This is a genomic window from Salipiger mucosus DSM 16094 (assembly GCF_000442255.1).
GTDB classification, from domain to species: domain Bacteria; phylum Pseudomonadota; class Alphaproteobacteria; order Rhodobacterales; family Rhodobacteraceae; genus Salipiger; species Salipiger mucosus.
In genome coordinates this window covers 21,268-41,268 of sequence record NZ_KE557289.1, presented here as the reverse complement: position 1 = coordinate 41,268, position 20,001 = coordinate 21,268, and the positions used below count along the sequence as shown (strand labels likewise).

The 20,001-nt window shown below is 64.8% G+C and carries 15 protein-coding genes and 6 pseudogenes; 9 read left to right on the top strand and 12 right to left on the bottom strand.

What is annotated here, in order from left to right; translation table 11 throughout:
* Window positions 1-201 precede the first annotated feature (201 nt).
* The 3 genes and pseudogenes from SALMUC_RS31395 to SALMUC_RS26390 form a co-directional block, all read right to left on the bottom strand.
* A pseudogene (locus SALMUC_RS31395) lies at window positions 202-592 on the bottom strand (transposase); the annotation flags it as partial.
* 180 nt (window positions 593-772) lie between these two features.
* Entirely contained in the window at window positions 773-1,000 is a 228-nt protein-coding gene (locus SALMUC_RS29350) for a type II toxin-antitoxin system RelE/ParE family toxin (protein ID WP_084514099.1), read from the bottom strand.
* Complete coding sequence (locus tag SALMUC_RS26390) at window positions 981-1,253, bottom strand: type II toxin-antitoxin system ParD family antitoxin (protein WP_020041673.1); 273 nt, start codon at window positions 1,251-1,253, stop codon at window positions 981-983. Before SALMUC_RS26390 ends, SALMUC_RS29350 begins: the two co-directional genes overlap by 20 nt.
* A 69-nt stretch (window positions 1,254-1,322) precedes the next feature.
* Here SALMUC_RS26390 and SALMUC_RS26385 point away from each other — a divergent pair.
* Window positions 1,323-1,912: pseudogene (locus tag SALMUC_RS26385) on the top strand (ATP-binding protein); the annotation flags it as partial.
* A 170-nt stretch (window positions 1,913-2,082) separates the two neighbouring features.
* On the opposite strand, the pseudogene SALMUC_RS26380 reads toward SALMUC_RS26385, so the two are convergent.
* Window positions 2,083-2,601, bottom strand: a pseudogene (locus tag SALMUC_RS26380) (dihydrodipicolinate synthase family protein); the annotation flags it as partial.
* A 21-nt stretch (window positions 2,602-2,622) separates the two neighbouring features.
* Here SALMUC_RS26380 and SALMUC_RS26375 point away from each other — a divergent pair.
* Entirely contained in the window at window positions 2,623-3,390 is a 768-nt protein-coding gene (locus tag SALMUC_RS26375) for a LysR family transcriptional regulator ArgP (RefSeq protein WP_020041670.1), read from the top strand.
* 171 nt (window positions 3,391-3,561) lie between these two features.
* On the opposite strand, the gene SALMUC_RS30210 is transcribed toward SALMUC_RS26375, so the two are convergent.
* Entirely contained in the window at window positions 3,562-3,798 is a 237-nt protein-coding gene (locus tag SALMUC_RS30210; protein WP_156883658.1) for a hypothetical protein, read from the bottom strand.
* A gap of 248 nt (window positions 3,799-4,046) precedes the next feature.
* Here SALMUC_RS30210 and SALMUC_RS26370 point away from each other — a divergent pair, with 248 nt between their 5' ends.
* Window positions 4,047-7,838: a hypothetical protein gene (locus SALMUC_RS26370; RefSeq protein ID WP_020041669.1), complete on the top strand. Its 3,792-nt coding sequence runs from the start codon at window positions 4,047-4,049 to the stop codon at window positions 7,836-7,838.
* Window positions 7,839-8,371: 533 nt separating this feature from the next.
* On the top strand, window positions 8,372-9,412 hold the full coding sequence (locus SALMUC_RS26365; protein ID WP_021121038.1) for an IS110 family RNA-guided transposase: 1,041 nt from the start codon (window positions 8,372-8,374) through the stop codon (window positions 9,410-9,412).
* 412 nt (window positions 9,413-9,824) lie between these two features.
* On the opposite strand, the pseudogene SALMUC_RS26360 reads toward SALMUC_RS26365, so the two are convergent.
* Together SALMUC_RS26360 and SALMUC_RS26355 are read right to left on the bottom strand one after the other, a co-directional pair.
* Window positions 9,825-10,961, bottom strand: a pseudogene (locus tag SALMUC_RS26360) (IS256 family transposase); the annotation flags it as partial.
* Between the two features lie 363 nt (window positions 10,962-11,324).
* Window positions 11,325-12,224 (bottom strand): hypothetical protein, encoded by a 900-nt coding sequence (locus SALMUC_RS26355; protein ID WP_020041666.1) that lies wholly within the window; start codon window positions 12,222-12,224, stop codon window positions 11,325-11,327.
* Between the two features lie 169 nt (window positions 12,225-12,393).
* Between SALMUC_RS26355 and SALMUC_RS30205 the strand changes: the two genes are divergently transcribed.
* From SALMUC_RS30205 to SALMUC_RS30200, 5 genes and pseudogenes are all read left to right on the top strand, one after another.
* Window positions 12,394-12,531, top strand: coding sequence for a hypothetical protein (locus tag SALMUC_RS30205; protein ID WP_020041665.1), 138 nt, complete (start codon window positions 12,394-12,396; stop codon window positions 12,529-12,531).
* A 1,874-nt stretch (window positions 12,532-14,405) separates the two neighbouring features.
* Window positions 14,406-14,708 (top strand): hypothetical protein, encoded by a 303-nt coding sequence (locus SALMUC_RS26345; RefSeq protein ID WP_020041663.1) that lies wholly within the window; start codon window positions 14,406-14,408, stop codon window positions 14,706-14,708.
* Between the two features lie 105 nt (window positions 14,709-14,813).
* Window positions 14,814-15,335 (top strand): acyloxyacyl hydrolase, encoded by a 522-nt coding sequence (locus SALMUC_RS26340; RefSeq protein WP_020041662.1) that lies wholly within the window; start codon window positions 14,814-14,816, stop codon window positions 15,333-15,335.
* A 121-nt stretch (window positions 15,336-15,456) separates the two neighbouring features.
* Window positions 15,457-15,985: pseudogene (locus tag SALMUC_RS30770) on the top strand (transposase); the annotation flags it as partial.
* A 2-nt stretch (window positions 15,986-15,987) separates the two neighbouring features.
* Window positions 15,988-16,110: pseudogene (locus tag SALMUC_RS30200) on the top strand (IS3 family transposase); the annotation flags it as partial.
* Between the two features lie 84 nt (window positions 16,111-16,194).
* On the opposite strand, the gene SALMUC_RS26330 reads toward SALMUC_RS30200, so the two are convergent.
* Genes SALMUC_RS26330 through SALMUC_RS26310 form a run of 5 tightly spaced genes read right to left on the bottom strand, consistent with a single transcriptional unit; the run spans window position 16,195 to window position 19,966 of the window.
* Window positions 16,195-17,226 (bottom strand): phosphotransferase family protein, encoded by a 1,032-nt coding sequence (locus SALMUC_RS26330; protein WP_020041660.1) that lies wholly within the window; start codon window positions 17,224-17,226, stop codon window positions 16,195-16,197.
* Entirely contained in the window at window positions 17,223-18,431 is a 1,209-nt protein-coding gene (locus SALMUC_RS26325) for an acyl-CoA dehydrogenase family protein (RefSeq protein ID WP_020041659.1), read from the bottom strand. The genes SALMUC_RS26330 and SALMUC_RS26325 overlap by 4 nt, the downstream gene beginning before the upstream one ends.
* Window positions 18,432-18,443: 12 nt before the next feature.
* Window positions 18,444-19,196 carry an SDR family NAD(P)-dependent oxidoreductase gene (locus SALMUC_RS26320; protein ID WP_020041658.1) on the bottom strand — a complete coding sequence of 251 codons (753 nt, stop codon included), beginning with the start codon at window positions 19,194-19,196 and terminating at the stop codon, window positions 18,444-18,446.
* Window positions 19,197-19,219: 23 nt separating this feature from the next.
* Window positions 19,220-19,618, bottom strand: a complete 399-nt coding sequence (locus SALMUC_RS26315) for an acyl-CoA dehydrogenase family protein (protein WP_020041657.1) — start codon at window positions 19,616-19,618, stop codon at window positions 19,220-19,222.
* A 9-nt stretch (window positions 19,619-19,627) separates the two neighbouring features.
* Complete coding sequence (locus SALMUC_RS26310; RefSeq protein ID WP_021121035.1) at window positions 19,628-19,966, bottom strand: beta/alpha barrel domain-containing protein; 339 nt, start codon at window positions 19,964-19,966, stop codon at window positions 19,628-19,630.
* Window positions 19,967-20,001: the final 35 nt, after the last annotated feature.

The following is a 20,001-nucleotide window of genomic DNA, read 5'->3' as shown; positions in this document are numbered from 1 at the left end:
GACAAGAAGTTCCCTGAATCGGAATTTCATTTTAGTACTAAATTACCAAAGATGGTGTCACGCGATTACTTTCAATTCCAGGTTGAATGCTGTGATCCGCATCGCGACCCTGTATTCGGCCTTTCACGCGACGGCCCCAGTCGTGCGATCTGCTCGAGATAGAGCTGCCCCAGATGCCGGACGAGGTCCGGCAAGGTCATCCTCTTCCAGACGAATGGCGAGGCGCTCGACGTTGCCGATGCCCTTACCCAGAACGATGCCGTGTTCGGCGAGATGGCCGCGCAGTGCATTGACCAGTTGGGTGCGCTGATCGACGAGCAGATCGCGGGTGCGGGCGATGGAGCGCCTTAGCAATCGGTTCCGCATGCGCGGCGTCGTTCTTTTGCCGCTTCACGAAGGGTTTGACATGGACGGGGGGGACGAGCCGGATGTCATGGCCGAGGCCGGCGAGTTCCCGGCTCCAGTAGTGTGCGGCCCCGCAGGCCTCCATGGCCACGATGCATGACTTCAGGACTGACATGAACTTCGCGATCTGTGGTCGGGACAGCTTCTTGCGTAAAACCGCGCGCCCGTCCGACGTAGCGCCATGAATCTGAAAGCCCGCTCCCGGTCAATTTGACTCACTCAACCTGTCCAGCCGGCGGGGCGCACTCCGGATTGAAAATCAAGAAAAATGAACGCTTCATCTACTCGTTCAGAAGTACCTGCCAGTGCTGGCGGCTATGGACGACGCGGATGACTGCAAGGTGATCGCCTCCGATCCGATAGATGATCAAGTGGGAGCGCGGTAGGGATGGAGCCGCACCGGCGGATCGATCTCGGTGCGCTCACGAGTGATCTCAGGGTGGCTGCATAGATTTTCGAGTTTTTCTCCCAGGCCGCGCAGATAGTTGTCCGCCTGGTCAGGCGACCACATCTCTGCGGTATAGTCCCAGATGCCACTCAGATCGAGCTCCGCCGCCGGTGAGACGCGATATTCCTCAATCGGGCTTTGTGGCATGATCCTCCCGCTTGCGCGTCAGGAACGTCTCCATGTCGAACTTCTGCGTCGGGCCGCTTGCCTGCCCTTCATCTACGAGCTTTTGCAACTCCGCTACCGCTGCCTGTCGATCCTGATCTCGGCGGATCAGGTCGCGCACGTAGTCGCTGGCGTTGCTGTAGCGCCCGCTCTTTGTTTGTCCTTCGACCCATTCCTTCATCGGGTCAGGCAGGGACACGTTCATCGTTGCCATAAGCACCTCCATCTTGAGCATGGCAAATATTGGCAAATTTTGTCAAGCTGCCCAAAGATTTCTTAATTAACTTCTGTGAAGTCGCGCCGAAAGCTGCCGCTGACAAAAGAGGTCGACGAGTTCAGCGTCGAGGAAACGCTGGTCAACGAGACGCTGGTGCGCGACCTGGCCGCCGGTGAGTTCCTCGAACAGCAGCGCAATGTCGTGCTCATCGGTGGCACCGGCACCGGCAAATCCCACCTTGCCGTGAGCATCGCCCGGGCCTGCATCCGGCGCGGCAAGCGGGGGCGCTTCTTCAATGTCGTGGACCTGGTGAACAAGCTCGATGCCTAAGCCCGTGCCGACCGACAGGGGCGCACGGCAGACCTGCTCTGCCGCCTCGACTTCCTGATCCTCGACGAGCTCGGCTATCTCCCCTTCGCGCAGACCGGCGGCCAGCTGCTGTTCCATCTCATCAGCCGCCTCTACGAGCGCACATCGATCATCGTCACGACCAATCTCGACTTCGGCGAATGGCCATCGGTGTCCGGAGACGCGAAGATGACCAAGGCTCTCCTAGACCGCCTGACCCGTTCGGCCTTGAAACGTCCCCCGGACGTTTCAGCGCTGCGCGCACCGGCTCGAACTGCGACATCGTTGAAACCGTCAACGAGAGTTGGCGCTTCAAGACCCGAGAATGACCGACACCCACGCTGGGCCGATACGGTTGCGCTGTATGGGAGCTACGCCGCATCGGGCCAGCTACCGTGCGCTCCAAGGGGGGCATTTTAGGACGCCGATAGGGGGTCAAGATTGCGTGCCGATTGACAGAAGGCAGCGCAGCGATCCCGGCCACTTCGCGGGCGGTATGCCCCGCTTGGGCCGCACGGGTTAGCGCGAGTGCGGGTTCCGGCAGGAGACCGGCCACCACGCTATACCAGCAGGCGCCACCAGCGAGCAGCGCGTCCTTCGCGCCCCAGTCACCGCTGTAGCCGATGGCGAAGTCCGCCGGCGTCATGGCCCGCAGGCGCTGCAACTCGCCCGCATAGTCGCCGTCCGCAGCCAGAGGCATTTTCACCGCGATCACGTTCGGAGGCTCGGCCAGTCGCGCGATCAGGTCCGGGCTGAAGGTGAATTTCGTGGTGCCCGGGTTGTTGTAAATGCACAGGGGGAGTCCGCCGGCCGCAGCGACGGCCTCGAAATGGCGGAACACCTCCTCGTCGGTCAGCGGCTGGTAGGACATGGGCGCGAGAAGCAGGCCGTCTGAACCGGCCTCCCTGGCGTCGCGCGCGAGGTCCTCGGCGAGATCGGTTGTGAGGGCACCGACACCGACGATGAGCGGCGTCCGTCCCGCCGCACCCCGTCGGCCGTTTCGCAGCGCATCAAGCATCTCGAGGAGCGTTTTGGCGCGATGCTCATAGAGCGTGGGACGCCCTGCACCGCCACGGACACGGGTCTTGCGCTCTGCCGGCACATGGACCGCGTGGGGATGCTCGAGAAGGACCTTATGGCGCAGCTGCCCGAGCTCTCCGGGCCGGAAGATGCCGGGCAACGGGTGACCCTCAACGTGGCCACCAACGCCGACAGCCTCGGGACCTGGTTTCTCGAGGCCATCGCGTCCTTCACCAAAGCCAGCGACTATCTCGTGAACGTGGCGATAGACGACGAGGACCATACGGCCGACTGGCTGCGGCGTGGCCGGGTGCTTGCCGCTGTCACTTCGCTGGAGCGTCCCGTGCAGGGATGCCGTGTCACGCCACTCGGCGCGCTCCACTATAGTGCGACGGCGAGCCCTGACTTCGTTGCCCGATACTTCCCCGACGGCCTCATGGAGGAGGCGTTCCAGCGCGCGCCAGCTCTCACCTTCAACCAGAAGGACCGCCTTCAGAATGTCTGGGCGCGCGAGGTATTCGGGCACGACATGTCATTCCCCACCCACTGGCTTCCCTCGACGCAGAGCTTTCTCGAAGGCAGCCTTGCCGGCATGGGGTGGGCGCTCAATCCGGTCCAACTCGCGAAGAGCCACCTCGAGCGCGGAGATCTCGTCGAGCTTGTCCCCGGAAAGGTGCTGGAGCGGCACCTGTTCTGGCAGATCAACCGGCTGGCCGCCGACCAACTTCATGAGCTGTCCAGGTCGATGCTCTCGGTAGCGCGGCGCGAGCTCAACTCAGGAGCATGACGCCCGTGAGAAAGGACAGATTTGCCCCGCGCTGCGGGCACTCGCGGCCGCCGCAGCGAAAGGCCGCTTCGACATGGACAACCAGGTCAGAGGCACTGCTTCTGACAGAAAAGGGCAGAACTTTGTGATGCTGTCCAGTCGACGTGCCGACCAACTGTCTGCCGGCACTCGCTATCGTCGACTGCGGTTACGGCGTCGAGACCACTCGCGGCTGATCAGCGGAACCCGAAGCGGCGTATCGCCGTCATTCGCCGAGTTTCCGAGACGCAGCGTCATCAAGCCGGAGATCAGATCGATGACGACCGGCCCACGCGCTGCCTGTCCAAAGTGACGACCTGGCACGCCCTCGGCACCAGTGATCACAATTCTCAAAATGCCCGAGCCGATCTCATTTCTGATCGCCGCCATCCTCGCCGCGCTCTGAGCTGACCGCCGCTCTCGAAACCAGCGCTCACGCCGGCTGACCGCCGTGTGCAGACCGAACCAGGCCGTCTGGAGACGTACGCCTCTACGTCCGACAGTCTCCGCGCAGCGCGCTCCCCGAGCCATTTAAATTCCACGAAAGCGACGTCGGTCAGTGTCCCCGGCATGACATTGACTACACGCATTTCCTCTTTTGAATTCGAACCGCTCTCCGTCTCGGGGAGGGTTCCGGCATGACCGCGCCAGTCCAATCTCCGAGTTCCATCACGCTCTTCACGACCAGTGGTCAGCCGCTCGCGAAGCAGTTCTGGGCGGACAACGGCAAGATCCACAAGCAGGCGGTCGCCACGCTCTACGAAGGTCGCGCCGAAACCATCCCGGCACCGACCGCGAGGGCCCTCGAAGACCTGCTCTCCGGCCTGTCCCGGTGCCAGGCCATCGCCTCCGGCGTCCTTATCGGGCGGGAGAGTGCGGTGATCACCACGCGCAACCAGGCGAGGTACGGCGCCGCCACCCGTTCGCTGGAGAACTTCCACTTCCCGAAGGGCCCCGGCTGGCTGCTCTGGGATTACGATGACAAGACCATGCCGGCAGATGTCACGACGCGGATCGATGAGCTGGGCGGCCCGCTCGCCGCGCTCTTTGAAATCTGGCCGGAGGCCCGGGACGGAGCCTACCTCGTGCGCCCGTCGTCGTCCGACGGTGTGACGGCCCCGGGCTGCGGTGAGCTCAGCAGCAGCGGAATGCACGGCTTCTTCCGCGTCTCCGACGTGTCCCGGTCGAGGGACATGCTGAACACCCTCGAAGTCCGCGCATGGGCCAAGGGACTTGCATGGATTGCCCTGAGCAAGTCAGGCGCCATGCTCGTGCGGTCGATTGTCGACGTGGCTGTTGGCTCTCCGGAACGGCTGATTTTCGAGGCCCCGCCGATCTTGCACGCACCAGTCACGCGGATTGCCAGGCCCTCGGTCATCCAGGAGTCCGAAATCGATCTGACCGTCCCGAAGCTGCAATCCGAAACGGCGGCACAGGCGCGGGAGGCGGAGCGGATCGCCCGGCACCGGATCAGGCCCAAGGCGGACATGGTCGAAGAGGCCTTCGTCGAAGATCGCGCCCGGCAGGCGGCAGACCGCACGGGATCGACCTTCAAGGCCGCGCGCATCGCAGTGCAGCAGATGATGCAGGGCGCGTCGCTCGATGACGAGGCCGAGCTCCAGCTGCCGTCCGGGCAATGGTTGCGTGTCGGCGAGATACTCGACAATCTCGAGACATACGACCGTCGCGGCATTCCCGACCCCGTCGAGGGCCTCGAAAATGGTGCGGACAAGGCGACACTTCTCCTGCGCCCGCGCCCCGGCCGGCCGGATGAGAAGCCCTGCCTTGTCTCTCACGCGCGCGGGCTGCGCACGGTCTACCATTTTGCCAGGTTCGAACGTCCCCCGGCACGCCCGCCATTCTACCCGGAGCCCGGTGGCAGAAAGGAAGACCACGCCGCGACCGTTCTCAGCTTCATAGACGAGGCCGCCCGGATGGTCCGGGCGCAGAAGATGGTGGCCAGGCATTACGAGGAGCTGGCGGAACGCGCGCGTGACCTCGATCCGCAAGAGCGGACACGCCGGCAAGCGGCAATCCTGCGGCACGTCAGGGACCGCTTCGACCTCGAGTTCCTCCCGGCCTCGATGCCCGGTGACGGCCAGCCTTGCCCGCGCACCATGCTAAGCGGGGCGCAGGGCACCGGAAAGACCCAGGCCACGATCAGGGCGCTCGCGCGCTGGCCGGGCATCGTCACGCTCGTTCTGCAGCCTGATCACGCCAAGGCAGCTGAGTTTGCCGAGGAATACCGGGCTGCAACCGACGTGGACAGCCCCGAGGTCATCGTGCTGCGCGGCAGGCGCGCCTTCGATCCGGACGAGTCTGAAAACCGCATGTGTCATGTCTCGCAATCGGCCGACTCGCTGGCGGCGCGGGGACTGAGCCCGAAGCAGGTTCTGTGTCCCGTCTGTCCCATGCGGAACGCGTGCGGGCACATGCGCCAGGAAGCGCGCCTGAAACGGCTCTCCGAGAGTCCCGAGGGCGTCGTCATCGTGGCGCCGTCGGAGTTCGCGTTCATCCCGCTTCCGGGCGACGTGACGCCGGACATGGTGATCTTCGATGAGGCCCCCCGCAGGCTCGCGGCCGACCGCGCGACGATCTCATTCGAGACCCTGGGCGAGACGCTTGCATACGAGCCCGGCGGCCAGCGCTTCGGAAAAATGCACGACGCCGGACGCATGGCCGACGCCCTCGAGGACAGCATGCGTCTCGTCAGGCCACTTCGGACCGCGCTCCGCGACGCTTTCCAGCAAGCTCCAGATCGCCCGCTGGCCCATATGAAGCAGGCCGGCATCACTGACGCGATGATCCGCCAGACGCTCGCGGCCCTGCATCAATTCGAAGATCGGGTCATCACGGCGAAGGCCAAGACCGCGTTCGAAGCCGCGACATTTGCCCGCCTGAGGGAGAACCGGACGGTCGATCATGACGCACGGCTCCTGAAGGAAATCGAGGGCCACGACGACAAGGCCGTGAAGGCGTTCCGGCAGGTTCTGGAAGCGCTTCTGCCCGAGCTGGAAACCGGGCGGGAGGCAGCAAACGCGGTGCTACGCTGCGAGAACATCAATGCCGGCACACGGTCCGAGGGTGTCGTGAAAGGGATCGAGGCGCTTTTTCTGAACCGCCCGCACTTTTCCGCGAACACTCCCCTGCTGCATCTCGACGGGACCGGAGATCACGAGCTGGCCGAGCGAATTTTCGGCCCGATGGAGCGGGCCAGCTACCGCGTCGAGCGCAACACCCATGTCGTGCAGGTGTCCGGGCGGTCGTGGTCAAAAACGAGCATCACCGGGAACGGATTCACAGCTCAGAAGCAACAGGCCGAGGCCGCCACATTGCGGCGGGAACTCATCGATTTCTGCCATTCCAAGCCCGGCGCTCTCGTGATCGCCCCGAAGGCGGTGATCGAGGCGCTCCGTGCCGACGGCCTGTCCAATCCCGTCGCTCACTACAATGCCCTTCGTGGACGCAACGAATGGAAGGACTGCTCGACCGCTATCGTTATCGGCCGGGAAGAGCCGACCGAGGCCGTGGAGCGCATCGGACGGGCCTTCGCCGCCGCGGACACTGCGCCCTTCAACAGCCTGGGCCGCCCAGACGGCAGCTTCGGACGCTGGGACAAGGCCGCCCGCGGACTGCGCATGCGGGACAAGTCTCGCCTGTCGGTCGACGTGAACTGCCACCCCGACCCGTGGGCGGAAAAGGTGTTGCGGCAGGTCCGGGACTGCGAACTCGTCCAGGGCATCGACCGCCTGCGGCCACACTTCAAGGCCTCTCCCGTCACCGTCTTTCTTCTCGCGGAGCTGGTGCTGGACGTCACCGTGGATCGCGTCGAGCGGTGGATCGATCTCAAGAAAGGCGGCAACCGGCCGAGCCGAGCCATCGAGGCGGCGGGCGTCCTGCCGCTTTCCGACAGCGAAGCGCCACGCTTGCTCCCGGGCATCTGGAGAGCACGCCAGACAGCCCAGGAAGATCTGCCGCGCTGGCGGTACATCGTCGAGGGCTTAACTGCCGATTTTCCGAAGAGTATAGATTATTCGGATTTTCGGCAGTTAAGCACATCGCTCCTCGTCCGGTACCGGAGCGCGCCCAGAACGCCCGGAGGCCGGGCCGGCCGAATGCACCACGCACTGGTCTGGGCGCCTCCAGAAGCCGCCCGGGCGCAGCTCGAGGCGGTGGCCGGCGAGTTGCGGACATTCGAGGTAGTCCCCGGCTGGACCGAGGCGCTGGATGCGGCGGAGGCCCGGGACGAGCCTGTGGCGGCGATCCAGGCTGAAAGTGCCGCCGCGACAGAAAGCGTCGGGGACGTGGCTCCCGAGCCCGTCCCGAGCGACCCGTTGCCCCGCGACGTCCTCCGGATACCTGCCGCGGAAGAGTGGACGCAGCTTCGCTATGACGATCCGTCTCTGAGCGGCTCAAGCATGCCGCCGTGAGGAGCGCCCTCCCCGTCCGGTCAATGCCCATGCTCGCGGTGATGCGCCTACCAAGTCTGCAAAGACCTTGGGCGCGCGTATCGACCGCATGGATACTGAGGGATGGGCCGCCGCCCGCCTGCTGGCGGCCCTCGCCGAGATCGCGTTCGCCGAACGGGATACCCCGACGCATCTAGCGCTATCTCCACAGATCCCGGCACCCCGGTGGCAAGACCCTCGTCAATGACCCGACGGACGCCCCAGTTCGGGGGATGTCGCTCCATCGACAAACTCGAGGAGGAAAGCGCCAGCTAACAGGCCCATTCGCAGCGGTCGGAACCGGCCACCCTGGATGACGGTCCCGGCCGAGGGGTAGTGCCCCGAGAGATGGTGTAAGAGCGCCGACCTTCGGAGAGGTCCAAGGCTGATCAGGTCGCCACGGCGGACAGCCTGACGGTTGTAGTGTCGGTGACACGCGCCAGGCTTTCAAGATGTCGTCATGGGGCAGCCAAGACCGGATAGGCTGGCGCTTCCACATCCCAGAGGAGGACGGCATGAAGACCTTCATCGGCATTGACGTTTCGCTCGCGAGTTCCGCAGTTTGCGTGCTCGACGAACATGGGCAGGTCGTCAAGCGGGCGCAGATCGACAGCGAGCCCGAGGCGTTCACAGCGTTCCTGCGGGACTTGCCCTGGACCATCGAGGCGATTGGGCTCGAGGCCGGCCCGCTGTCGCAGTGGCTTCACCGCAGTTTGGGGGACGCCGGCTTCGCGCTGATCCTGATGGAGACGCGGCAGGTCAAGGCGGTCTTGAAGGCCATGCCAGTGAAGACAGATCGCCGCGATGCCGAGGGGATCGCGCAACTGCTTCGCATGGGCTGGTTCAGGCCGGTTCACTGCAAGTCTGTATCTGCCCAGGAAATGCGCGCCCTGCTTAGCGCCCGCAAGTCGGTCCAGAAAGCAGCACTCGACATCGAGCAGTCCTTGCGCGGCGTGCTCCGTAATTTCGGTATGAAGCTTGGTCCCGTCGGCAAGGGCAAAGGGCGCTATGAGGCACGGGTCCGCGAACTTGTCGCGGGGAATGCTGCGCTGGAGACAGCCGCATCGGCCATCCTCGACGCCCGGGCGATGCTGCGCGACAAGTTGTCGGCGCTGGACCGCAGGGTGCTCGAGCTTGCCCGGCAGGACGAAGCCTGTCGGCTGATGATGACGATGCCGGGCATCGGCGCCGTGATCGCTCTGACGGTGCGCTCGGCGATCGACGACCCGGCACGGTTCAGATCGTCGCGGGACGTCGGACCATGGGTCGGCCTCACACCTCGGCGCGAGCAGTCCGGCGAGCGCGATGTCACCGGCCGGATCACCAAGGCAGGAGATGCCGCCCTGCGAACGGCGCTCTTCAACGCTGCCACCGTGATGATGCATAATGCGAGGCCCTGCTGGCTCAAGGCATGGGGCATGCAGGTTGCCAGGCGCCGCGGTTCGAAGCGCGCCACGGTCGCCGTGGCACGACGGATCGGTGTCGTGCTTCACCGCATGTGGCTGGACGGAACTGAGTTCCGGTTGCAGCGCGATACGGTGACATTGGCCTCCTGAGACGACCATCGACACGGAAAGAAGGAGAAGATCAACTCCTGGCAGGGTCTGCCCTCGCCACGACGAAGTCCCTGCCGGGACGCGGTTTCCGGCGACGCCGGACATGTGCCTGCCACCGGACGTTCCGTCCGAGCGCGTTTTCAAGATGGGTGCCCGGAAACCAATCTCACCGACATCAAGTAGGCGGCCAATGTGCCGACCACGGACGGAAGCATTACACCGGTACGGGAACTGGGAGTGGAATTGATGGCGCTGCTGAGGGAGCATACCACCCAGCGGAACGCGAGGCGCGGGTTGCGCTCCGATATCTGGGGTCTACGCGCCACCCGCGCCTCGCGTTCCGCTGCCAGCCCGGCAAATGCGGCAACGTTCCTATGCAGATTGCGTATTGACGACCAAGGCCCCAAGACGGAAGCGACATGTATCTCCGCGCAACCGTCCATTCGTCATTGGTCTCGAGCATCAGCGCGCCGACGAGACGGACGATGGCCTCGTCGTTCGGGAAGATGCCGATGACGTCAGACCTGCGCTTGATCTCCCGGTTCACCCGCTCCAGTGGGTTCGTCGACGCGATCTGGGCCCAATGCTCACGTGGAAAATCCATGTAGGCGAGGACGTCGTCGCGCGAGGCGTCCATGAGGGCGCCGAGCCGCGCCTGCTTCTCGCGCAGCGCGTCAGCCACGACCTCCCACTGGGCTTCGGCATCCGCCTTGTTTTCCTGGGCGAAGATCGTCTTCAGCATTGCCGCCACGGCCGTGCGCTGCTTGGTCGGAGCATGGGCAAGCGCGTTTCTCATCCAGTGAACGCGACAGCGCTGGTGCGTCGCGTCGAACACCCGCCGCGCGGCAGCCCGCAGCCCCTTGTGGTCATCGGAGACCACCAGCTTCACGCCGCGCAGGCCACGGTCGGCGAGAGAGCGCAGGAAGTCGGTCCAGAACGTTTCTGCTTCGGATGGACCGGTGGCGACGCCGAGAACTTCGCGCTTGCCGTCCTCGTTCACAGCTACCGCTATTATCACGGCGCGGCTGATGATCCGCCCGCTCTCGCGCACTTTCACGTAGGTCGCGTCGAGCCAGAGATAGGGCCAGGCGCCTTCGAGCGGCCGGGAGAGGAATGCATTCACCCGCTCGTCGATTTCGACACAAAGGCGACTGACTTGGCTCTTCGACATGCCGCCAGCGCCCATCGCCTTCACCAGATCGTCTACGGAGCGCGTCGAGACCCCGTGGACGTAAGCCTCCTGGATCACCGCCACCAGCGCCTTCTCAGCAGTCCGTCGCGGCTCCAGGAAGCTGGGCAGGTAGCTCCCCTTTCTCAGCCGCGGGATTTCCAGCGCGATCCGACCGGCACGAGTGTCCCAGTCGCGGTCCCGGTAACCGTTTCGCTGAACCTCCCGCAGGGGAGAGCGAGCGCCCTTCGCGGCACCGGTTCGCGCCTCGACCTCCACTTCCATGATCCGCTCGGCCGCGAAGGCCAGCATCTCGCGCACGAGATCGCCATCGGCCTGCTTCTCAACCAGCTCAATCAGCGTCATTCTGTCATCGGTCATCGTCATCTCCGTTCTTGGTTCAAGGTCTCGCAACCCGAACCTTCTCGAAGATCGGCGGTGGCCGCCAGCGTCACACCCGGCCGCGCGCTGCGCTACGCTGGGGGCTCCGCGCGCGGCCTCCTACACCAAGCGTTGGGACACTACCGGCCGAGGCGGTTGTCGGCCGACAGGGCGCCGCGAGCTCAGCGGTTCGTAAGGCAACGGAATTTCCAGCGTTCCCGACTCTCTCCGAATGCGCGCGGGCGCAAAGAGCAAGGCAACCGTCCGAATCGTTGCCCGGCGGACCGCTAGCATCCTGCAGGACCCGGTTTCGCGATACTGCCTCCGGAAACGACCTGGCCGCGCAATGGCAGAGAGACACGGTCAGTGCAATGTCGCCCGGCCCTCTCGCAGCGGTGTCAGGGTTTTCGTGATGTTGACCAGCCAACCCACGGCGCCAGGCGTCTCTCTCCAGGCGAACCCGTACTCGTCGACATAGTAGGCGGCCTCGTCTTCGCCGCCCAGGATGTAGTATCCGGTGTCGTTGAGATGCGGGCGTGTTTTCCGTGCAAGACGCCCCGGCACGTGTCGATTGCATCCCCAGGCCTCCGCGGCGGCTAGGCGTGCGGCGACGCTGTCGCCATCCCGACGAAAGGCGAATAATGCTCGCGTGTAACAGATGAATGCACTGGCTTCGTCGCTGTGCGTGCGAAGGAGGTCTTCCACGGCTGCGTCATCCCGCAGGGTCAGCAACCAGGCGAGCAGGATGTATCGCAGCCCCTGGTTGTCGCCCGGATTGAGGACGAGCATGCCGCGCAGGTGCCTGACAGCCGCTTCGCGGTCACCGGAGCTCCAGAGGTCCTCGGCCAATTGGTGGCGTGCGCGCATATACGGTCGGGTTTCGAGGAACCCCCAGAAGTGCCCATCACATTGAGCGAAACCACCTTCCCCGAGCGCCAGCTCACCAGCCTTGACCGCACGCTCGAGATATTCTCGCCGTTCGGATGCCGACAATGACGGACGCTCGGCAAGTATGAGCCAGGCATCGGCACAAAGTGGCGTGATCTGCAGCGCCCGCCGGGCAAGCGCGTAGCGGCTGCGGCCGTCCTCGGTCTCCCAGGCTTCGTAGACCAGATCCTGTGCGTCGCCGAGCGCCTCGTTATCGGGCCACGGCCCCGAGAGCCTCCCCTCTGCCTCGAGCGTCACGGGATTTGGGAGGGACGCCAGCTCGGCCTTGCCCGGGGATCGGGATGATGTTTTGCGCGGCTTTTTCGAAACGGGCATGGGGAGGTCTCCGTTGGTCAAGGAGCCAGATGTTCTGCGCGATGATATCACCGACGTGACCCGTGCGCTTGATGCAAAACGCCGCCGATCCTGAAAGCGTCGAGGAGATCCCGATTGCCCCTCCGCCGACAGATCGACCCCGGTTCTTTGGCGGCTGGAGGACGTGAGCATGCGGTTGGGCGACACACGCGAGGAGCGGGAAGCCGTGGTCACGGTCGCGGGCAACGACCCGGCTGGGGACGAGGCGATGTCGGTGCAGCGTGACCGCCTGCACCTTGTGCGCGAGGCCGCCAGCACAATCGGCTGAGATCAAGTCCGGGCCGGCCCGTGCGCGCGTCACGATGTCGTCGATGGTGTCGCGCTCCGCCTTGATCGCTTGTTCGCCAGACACGGGACGGCGGAGCCGTATCGCCCTTGCCGAAGCGCCCGGTGTCGAGGCCCACCGGACAATTGAACGACGCGACCTGTCGTGCATGACATAAAGTGCGGATCAGGTCGCGTAGACCTTGAGGGAAATCACGTCGATCTGCATGAGGGTCGACGCAGTTTGCGCGCAGGTCATCCTGACCTCAATGCAATTTGCCGTTTTGCGATACTTTTCCGGCCATCCGCGATACTTGTCTTGATATTTTTCTTACTCGCCCGTCGTTGCGCGCTCGCAGGAGACCGCTCCGAGCGCTCTCTTGGGCATTCATGACACCAGAAAACCGATGCAGAAACTGCAGCGCGATGGCTCAGACAAAGGTTGCGCAGTCGAGACGCACGGCAAAACCGGCCCGGACATGGTCTCGCGCCAAGGGTCAAACCGTGGCTCAACGCAACCGGCGAAAGGAATTTCGAGAGCTTCGCAACAAGAATGCTGCGCGTACGCGCTTCGGATCGAGGTCACGCGAGACGTCCGAGACCGCTTCGATATTTTTGTTACTTTTCTGCTTATCCGCGATACTTTTTTGGCAAGTAACGGGGAGAGACCTCCCGGGATCAAGATCAGCAAGCCCCAAAAACCAAGCCCAGGTTTCCGTTCTCCGGATAGGCACGAGCCGTGCAATGCAGGTCCCCTTTCACCGAAGGCGTCAGTCCGGGCGCCAAACGATTTCCAGCCGCGGAAAGGCCAGACGATGGCTGCTCACCGCGACGGAAGGGGCACCCTTCAAAACTTCACAGGCACGCCTCACAAACCGGCGCGACCGACAACGGAAGTCCCGTGCACCACGTCCCTCTGGAGGCCCCGGTCTGCCTCCGGGCTGGAACGCCGAGACCCCGACCACCCTCCAGGCTCCTGACCGATGGTGAAAGCGCCCCATTCCCTGCCAGCCCCGCATAGCACCCACGAGATCACGCCGATGGCTGGCGGCCTGAGACTGCCGCTTGCGTTCGCGACGCCCTGCCACTTTGGCATTTACCATCTCCCTCGCCGGCAACCGACATCGTCAAACGGTGACACCGACCGCTCCGATGGTGCCAGAGACCGATCCCGCTCTGCCAATGTTGACATGGCCGATGCTTCACGTGGACAAGCGGCCGCCCGATCCACGCTGAAAAACAGTTTCCCAACTGCCGCTGCGGGCTCCCACCGTGCTGGCGGGCAGAAGGATTTTCCTCGGGACGGTCCACGACACGGTCGCATGAGCTAATTCATTGGCACTCGCGAGAAGCTGCACGTTCCGAGGTCACCGTAAGTGCATATCACAGGACATTCGCGTCTCAGACCTTCGGTTACACCCACCTGTTGCTTGCGGACTTGATGGTCAGGCATCATTTGCAAGTCGCCGCCATGGCCCGGGGACGCGCGCTGAACGACAGGATGTTCGCGGGCAGGTCAATCTGCTCGACACTGCATCGGAGGTTCTCCAGTGCCGAGCCATCGATTTCACGCTGCCGCAGAAGGCGATTTGCCAGCTGCAGCAGGACAGGAATGCGCCCGCGCAGCAGATCATGGCCCTGATGCTGTGACCGAATGAGCCGCCCCCAACGAGTGGTCCGGGTAGCGCTCAGATCTCGCGAGCAGACGGCGCCCTGGTTTGAGCGGCGTTTCGCCGAACCCTGCGGCACGCGGTTTCTTGTGACCGCAGATGTCCCTAGGAGCCGGATTGCCGCCTATATTGTCGGGAGAGGCGAGGAAGAGGTCCTGACCGAGCTTGGCTTGGTCGACCCGGCGAGCATGAAAGTCAAGGCAGTCTGATGGGAGACAATCAGGAAATCACACCGCAATCGGAAGGCTGGGCGCCGGCCGGGCATGACATGATGGACGGGATCACCCGCTGGGAGCGGGACGGAGACCTGCTTGTCGTGGGTATGGGCGACGCCCTGAGCAGCGGAGAGGTAACCGGCCATGCCGCGGGCCGCGTCCGGCTATATCGATACAGCGAGCCGGCGCGGCACTTCGACAGGATCGAGGACGCCCTGCGCGCCGCAAACGAGCCCCGGCGCGCCTTCAAGGTCCAGTTCTCCCTGATCCCGGCCGCGGTGAAACGGAAATCGTGATCCCGAAAGGCCGGCTTGGTGGTTCCAGTGCAACGAACCGCGTGACGGTCTGGACTCCAATGGCAATCTGGACGATGCCTGACCGAGAGGAAGCTGGAGACTGACATGGCCGATGGAACCTTCGCCGCGCTGCTGCTGATCGCAGGGCTGACCGACATGGGAACGAATTACTGCGGAACGGCCACCGGGTGCCTCGGTGCCGGCGACCAGGGATCGCGGGTCGCCTTCTCTGCCGGCACGACGGTGGCCCGGCGCGCCGACGAAGGCCCGGAAGGCTACCTGCGCTACGACTTCGGGCGCACCATCGGGCCTTTCGGCCAGGCGCTGGGGCTCTCGCTGGGCGAGGAGAGCGGTGCCTGGGTGGGCTACGGGCTGACCTGGAACACGTTTCTCGGCAGCAGTCCGTTCTACACCGAATTGCACGCGATGCCGGGGCTCTACGCCGCGGGCGACGACTTCGACCTCGGCGGGCCCGTGGAATTCCGCTCGGGGATCGAGATCGGGTACGAGACGCGCAACGGCTGGCGCTACGGGCTGAGCTACGATCACCGGTCCAACGCGGGTCTCTACGACGAGAACCCGGGGATCGAAAGCGTGCAATTCCGGGTCAGCATGCCCCTGAGGTAGGCGCGGGGACGGACTTTAAATAACTCTCACTCCACGCCACACGGACGTAGCCGGGCGCGCGTTACCTTCAAGTGCAACTCCCATTAGAAGCCAACGGGTTATCCAATGAGGAGGCCGTGCCATGGGAGCGCTCTACACTCAACTGAACATCAAGGAACGTGTCCGGATCGAACGCTGGAGACTGGCGAAGTTTCCCGTCCGAGAAATGGCGCGTGTCCTTGGTCGGTCGAAAGCCACGATCCATCGCGAGACAAAGCGGACTTGGCTCCAGCGACGAAAGCATGCCGGGATATGACGGCTACGACGGTGCAGCCGCGCATCTCGAGGCCGCCAAGCGCCGGACCCGGCAGCGTAGTCTGATCCGTCACCCTCAACTGCTGAAACAGGTCGTCGAGCGGGTCCGGAACAGCTGGACGCCGGAACAGATCGGCAATCGGCTGATCCATGAGGACGCACACCTGCGCGTCTTCCGAAAGACGATCTACCGCTACATGTACTCGAAGGAAGGCATGGCGCAGGAGCATTGGTGGTATCTTCCCGAGCATCGAAAAGCCCGGCGCCCAAGGCGTGCCTGCAAGCGCCAGGCTCCGAAATTCGACCGCGATGTCAGCATCCTGTTCCGCCCCGACAATGTTGCCCACAGGCGCGAGAGCTGATCGCAGCTTTGCAAGACGACCACAATCACCATCGCCCCCACACGAGCCTCGACCGGCTCACCCCGTGGGAGGATCACCAACGGTCAGTAGAGGACCAAAGCCTGAACAGAGCGAACTGAAGAACGAGGCCTCCAAGGGGAACAGGTCACTCGAGGCATGCCCGTCAACTCCAAGGCTCTCCTCCTGCCCCTTCGCACTGCACGTCAGGCCGCATGTGTCCCCTCGATCACCTCGAGCCCGCGGATCGCGAAGCGCCGCGCGAGCGGACCGATGGTCTCGGCGTCGGCCCCCGCAGCGTTGCCCTGACGGGCGCGGTCCGCAATGCCGACGAAGATCACCGCGAAGCGGAAGAGCGCGAAGGCCTTGTGGAACGGCAGCAGCGGCGCGCTTTCCGGCATCTTCTGCATGTAGCGGTCGACGAAGTCCTCCTCGGCGGGCAGGCCTTCGGCCGCGAGGTCGAGGCCCAGGATGCCACCATACTCGTCGGGTGAGGTGTGCCAGGCCATGCAGCAGAACCCGAGATCCGCGAGCGGGTGGCCCAGCGTCGAAAGCTCCCAGTCGAGGATCGCGACGACGCGCGGCTCGGTCGGGTGGAACAGCACGTTGCCCATGCGGAAGTCGCCATGCGCGAGGCTCACGGCGCCATCGTCCTCGGGCATGTTCTCCTTGAGCCACGCCGAAAGCCGGTCGAGCTCGGGGATCGGCTCGCTGTCGCTCGCCTCCCACTGGCGGCTCCAGCGGCCGATCTGGCGCTCGAAATAGTTGCCGGGCTTGCCGTAGTCGCCGAGGCCCACCTCGTCCGGGCGCACCGCGTGCATCTGGGCCATGGCATCGGCCAGCGCCATCCACAGCGCCTTGCGCTCGGCCGGCTCCGCCTCGGCGAGCGCCCCGTCGGCGTAGACCCGGCCATCGACACGATCCATCAGGTAGAAGGGCGTGCCCAGCAGATCGGGGTCCTCGTGGTAGAGGATCGGCTTCGGCACCGGCACGCCGGTCGGGTGCAGCGCGTCGAGCACGCGGTATTCGCGGTCGACGGCATGGGCGCCGCGCAGGATCGGCCCGTTGGGCTGCTTGCGCAGCACCATGCGGGCATCGCCGTAGGTCACGAAATAGGTCGGGTTGGACTGCCCGCCCGAGATGCGTTCCAGCGTGAAATCGGCGGTCTTGCCGAAGTGCTCGCGCAGGAACCCCTCGAGCGTGGCGGGATCGAAATCGACATCGCCGGACATGGTCATTCCCCGACCTGCCACGTCCAGAAATCGCGGCCTTCCTTCTCGATATTGCGGTGGAGCACCATCTTGTGCACCTCGTCCGCGCCGTCGACCAGCCGCGCCTGGCGGGCATAGCGGTAGATCCATTCCAGCGGCGTGTCCCTGGAGTATCCGCGGGCGCCGTTGATCTGGATCGCCGTGTCGGCGGCCTTGTGCAGCACGTTGGCGATGTGGACCTTGGCCATCGACACCTCCTTGCGGGCAAAGCTGCCCTGGTCCAGCTCCCAGGCGGCTTTCATCACCAGAAGGCGGCCGACCTCGATCTGCATGGCGATGTCGCCCATCATCATCTGCACGCTCTCGCGTTGCGACAGGCGCTCGCCGAAGGCAAAGCGGTTGTGGGCGTAGTCGCTGGCGATCTCGACGCAGCGCTTCGACAGGCCCAGCCAGCGCATGCAGTGCGTCAGGCGCGCGGGTCCAAGGCGGATCTGCGTGAGCTTCAGCCCGTCGCCCGCGTTCATCAGCAGGTTCCCGGCGGGGATCTCCATGTCCTCGTAGACCACCTCGCAATGGCCGCCATGCTCCTCGGGGCCCATGATCGGGATGCGGCGCTCGATCCGGAAGCCGGGCGTGTCCTTCCTGTGCAGGAAGGCCGAGAGCCCCTTGCGCGGATCCTCCGAGGTGCGGGCGATGAGGATGAAGTGCTCGGCATCCTCGGCCCCGGTGATGAACCACTTGCGGCCGCGCACGACGTAGGTGTCGCCCTTCTTCGTCGCTGTGGTCAGCATCATGCCGCCCGGGTCCGAGCCCGAGCCCGGCGCCGGTTCGGTCATCACGAAGGCCGACTGCACGTCACCGCGCACGATGGGCTGCAGCCACTCCTCCTTCTGCTTTTCGGTGCCGACCTTTTCCAGCACCTTCATGTTGCCGTCATCCGGCGCCGCGGCGTTGAAGACGACCGGGCCGAAGATCGAGCGGTTCATCTCCTCGTAGCAGACCGCCATGCCCTGGATGCCCAGGTCCTGCCCGCCGGTCTCCTCTTTCAGCTGCAGACACCAGAGGCCGTGCGCCTTGGCCTTGGCGCGCATCTCGTTCAGCAGGTCCTTGCGGATGTTCTCGTGCGGGTCGTAGTTGGCCCGGTCCGCCTCCAGCGGGATCAGCTCGTCCTCGACGAAGCGCGCGATGCGGGCGCGGTAGTCCTCGATCTTCGGGGATATGGTGAAGTCCATGGGTCTTGGTCCTTAAAGCGAGGAAACGAGGTGGCCGCCGTCGACGGCGATCTCGGAGCCGGTCATGAAGCTGCCCGCGTCCGTGGCCAGCAGCATCAGCGCCCCGTCGAGCTCGGACATCTGCCCGAGCCGGCGTTGCGGCACGCGCTTGATGAGCTTCTGCCCCGCCTCCGAGGCAAAGAAATCGCGGTTGATGTCGGTCTCGATATAGCCCGGGCAGAGCGCGTTCACGCGGATGCCGTGCCGCGCCCACTCCAGCGCGAGGCTTTTCGTCATCTGCACGACGCCCGCCTTGGCGGTGGCATAGGCAGCAAGGTTGCCCGCCACCCGCAGCCCGAGGATCGAGGCGATGTTGACGATGCTCCCGCCCTTGCCCGCCTCGGTCATGGCGCGCGCCGCGGCCTGGGCCACGCGGAAGACGCCGGTCATGTCGGTCTCGACGACGCGGCTCCAGTCCTCGTCCGAGGTCTTGAGCGCCGGGCCGTCCACGGTCACGCCCGCGTTGTTGATGACGATGTCATAGGCCTCGCCGCCAAACGCCGCGGCGACGCTCTCCGGGTCCGTCACGTCGAGCGAGACGGCATTGGCCGACCCGCCCGCGCCCTCGATCTCGGCCACCGCCGCCTCGAGCTTTTCCTTGCGCCGCGCGGCCAGCGTCACCTCGGCACCGGCGGCAGCGAGGATCCTGGCGAAGTGCAGGCCAAGGCCACCGGATGCCCCGGTGACGATGGCGCGTTTCCCCGCGAGTTGCTTGCTATCGGTCATGTCGTCTCCTCCCCAGTGTCGCCTCAGTAGGACTGCGGCAGCTCGAGCACGCGCTCGGCTATTAACGACATGATCATCTCGCGGGTCACCGGCGCAATGCGCGGCAGCACGACTTCGCGGAAGTAGCGCTCTACGTGGTATTCCTTGGCACAACCGAACCCGCCGTGAGTGCGTACAGCCCGGTCGCAGGCATCGAAGGCGGCGTCGGCCGCGAGGAGCTTGGCGGCCTGCCAGACCATGAGGTCCGCGGCCTCGAGGGCCATCCAGCTTTGCGCCAGCGGGTGCTGGATCGACTGGCTCTTGCCGATGGGCCGGGCGAAGACCTCGCGCTCGTTGGCGTATTCCGCCGCCTTCTGCAACGCCCGGCGGCCGACGCCGATGGCCTCGGCGGCCACGAGGACGCGCTCGGGGTTGGGCGGCATGCCCGCCTCCTAGCAGACGCCGACCAGGTCGGCGGCGCGCTGCATGGCCTTGGCGACGGGAATATCGCCCTCGCAGTTGCAGCCGAAAGCGGTGAAAAGGAAGACCGGGCCGCTGCCCAGCCCGTGCTCGGTATAGAGCGCGCGCAGCTTGCGCTGGCCATCGATCTGCTTTTCCGGCGTCGAGTTGTTGTTTCGCGCGAGAAAGGTGTCCGAGGCCGACCCGGAGGTCAGCGCTGGAAGGTTCAGCCCGCTCTCGGCGGCCTGCAGGAAACCCTTGGCGTTCAGCCGGGGATACGCGCGGATGTTCGGGCTATCGCCGTCGAAAGACGTCAAACGCCTGCGCGGCACGACGTCCTCCGAACCCGCCTGAGTCCCGCTCGCAC

Excerpts from the sequence above, each read along its gene's own strand:
- SALMUC_RS26320 (WP_020041658.1), bottom strand. The coding sequence starts at position 19,196 with ATGACCGATAGCAAGCAACTCGCGGGGAAACGCGCCATCGTCACCGGG.
- SALMUC_RS26365 (WP_021121038.1), top strand. The coding sequence starts at position 8,372 with ATGAAGACCTTCATCGGCATTGACGTTTCGCTCGCGAGTTCCGCAGTT.
- SALMUC_RS30205 (WP_020041665.1), top strand. The coding sequence starts at position 12,394 with ATGCGGTTGGGCGACACACGCGAGGAGCGGGAAGCCGTGGTCACGGTC.
- SALMUC_RS30210 (WP_156883658.1), bottom strand. The coding sequence starts at position 3,798 with ATGGCGGCGATCAGAAATGAGATCGGCTCGGGCATTTTGAGAATTGTG.
- SALMUC_RS26390 (WP_020041673.1), bottom strand. The coding sequence starts at position 1,253 with ATGCTCAAGATGGAGGTGCTTATGGCAACGATGAACGTGTCCCTGCCT.
- SALMUC_RS26340 (WP_020041662.1), top strand. The coding sequence starts at position 14,814 with ATGGCCGATGGAACCTTCGCCGCGCTGCTGCTGATCGCAGGGCTGACC.
- SALMUC_RS26325 (WP_020041659.1), bottom strand. The coding sequence starts at position 18,431 with ATGGACTTCACCATATCCCCGAAGATCGAGGACTACCGCGCCCGCATC.
- SALMUC_RS26330 (WP_020041660.1), bottom strand. The coding sequence starts at position 17,226 with ATGACCATGTCCGGCGATGTCGATTTCGATCCCGCCACGCTCGAGGGG.
- SALMUC_RS26315 (WP_020041657.1), bottom strand. The coding sequence starts at position 19,618 with ATGCCGCCCAACCCCGAGCGCGTCCTCGTGGCCGCCGAGGCCATCGGC.
- SALMUC_RS26375 (WP_020041670.1), top strand. The coding sequence starts at position 2,623 with ATGCTCATAGAGCGTGGGACGCCCTGCACCGCCACGGACACGGGTCTT.
- SALMUC_RS26355 (WP_020041666.1), bottom strand. The coding sequence starts at position 12,224 with ATGCCCGTTTCGAAAAAGCCGCGCAAAACATCATCCCGATCCCCGGGC.
- SALMUC_RS26345 (WP_020041663.1), top strand. The coding sequence starts at position 14,406 with ATGGGAGACAATCAGGAAATCACACCGCAATCGGAAGGCTGGGCGCCG.
- SALMUC_RS29350 (WP_084514099.1), bottom strand. The coding sequence starts at position 1,000 with ATGCCACAAAGCCCGATTGAGGAATATCGCGTCTCACCGGCGGCGGAG.
- SALMUC_RS26370 (WP_020041669.1), top strand. The coding sequence starts at position 4,047 with ATGACCGCGCCAGTCCAATCTCCGAGTTCCATCACGCTCTTCACGACC.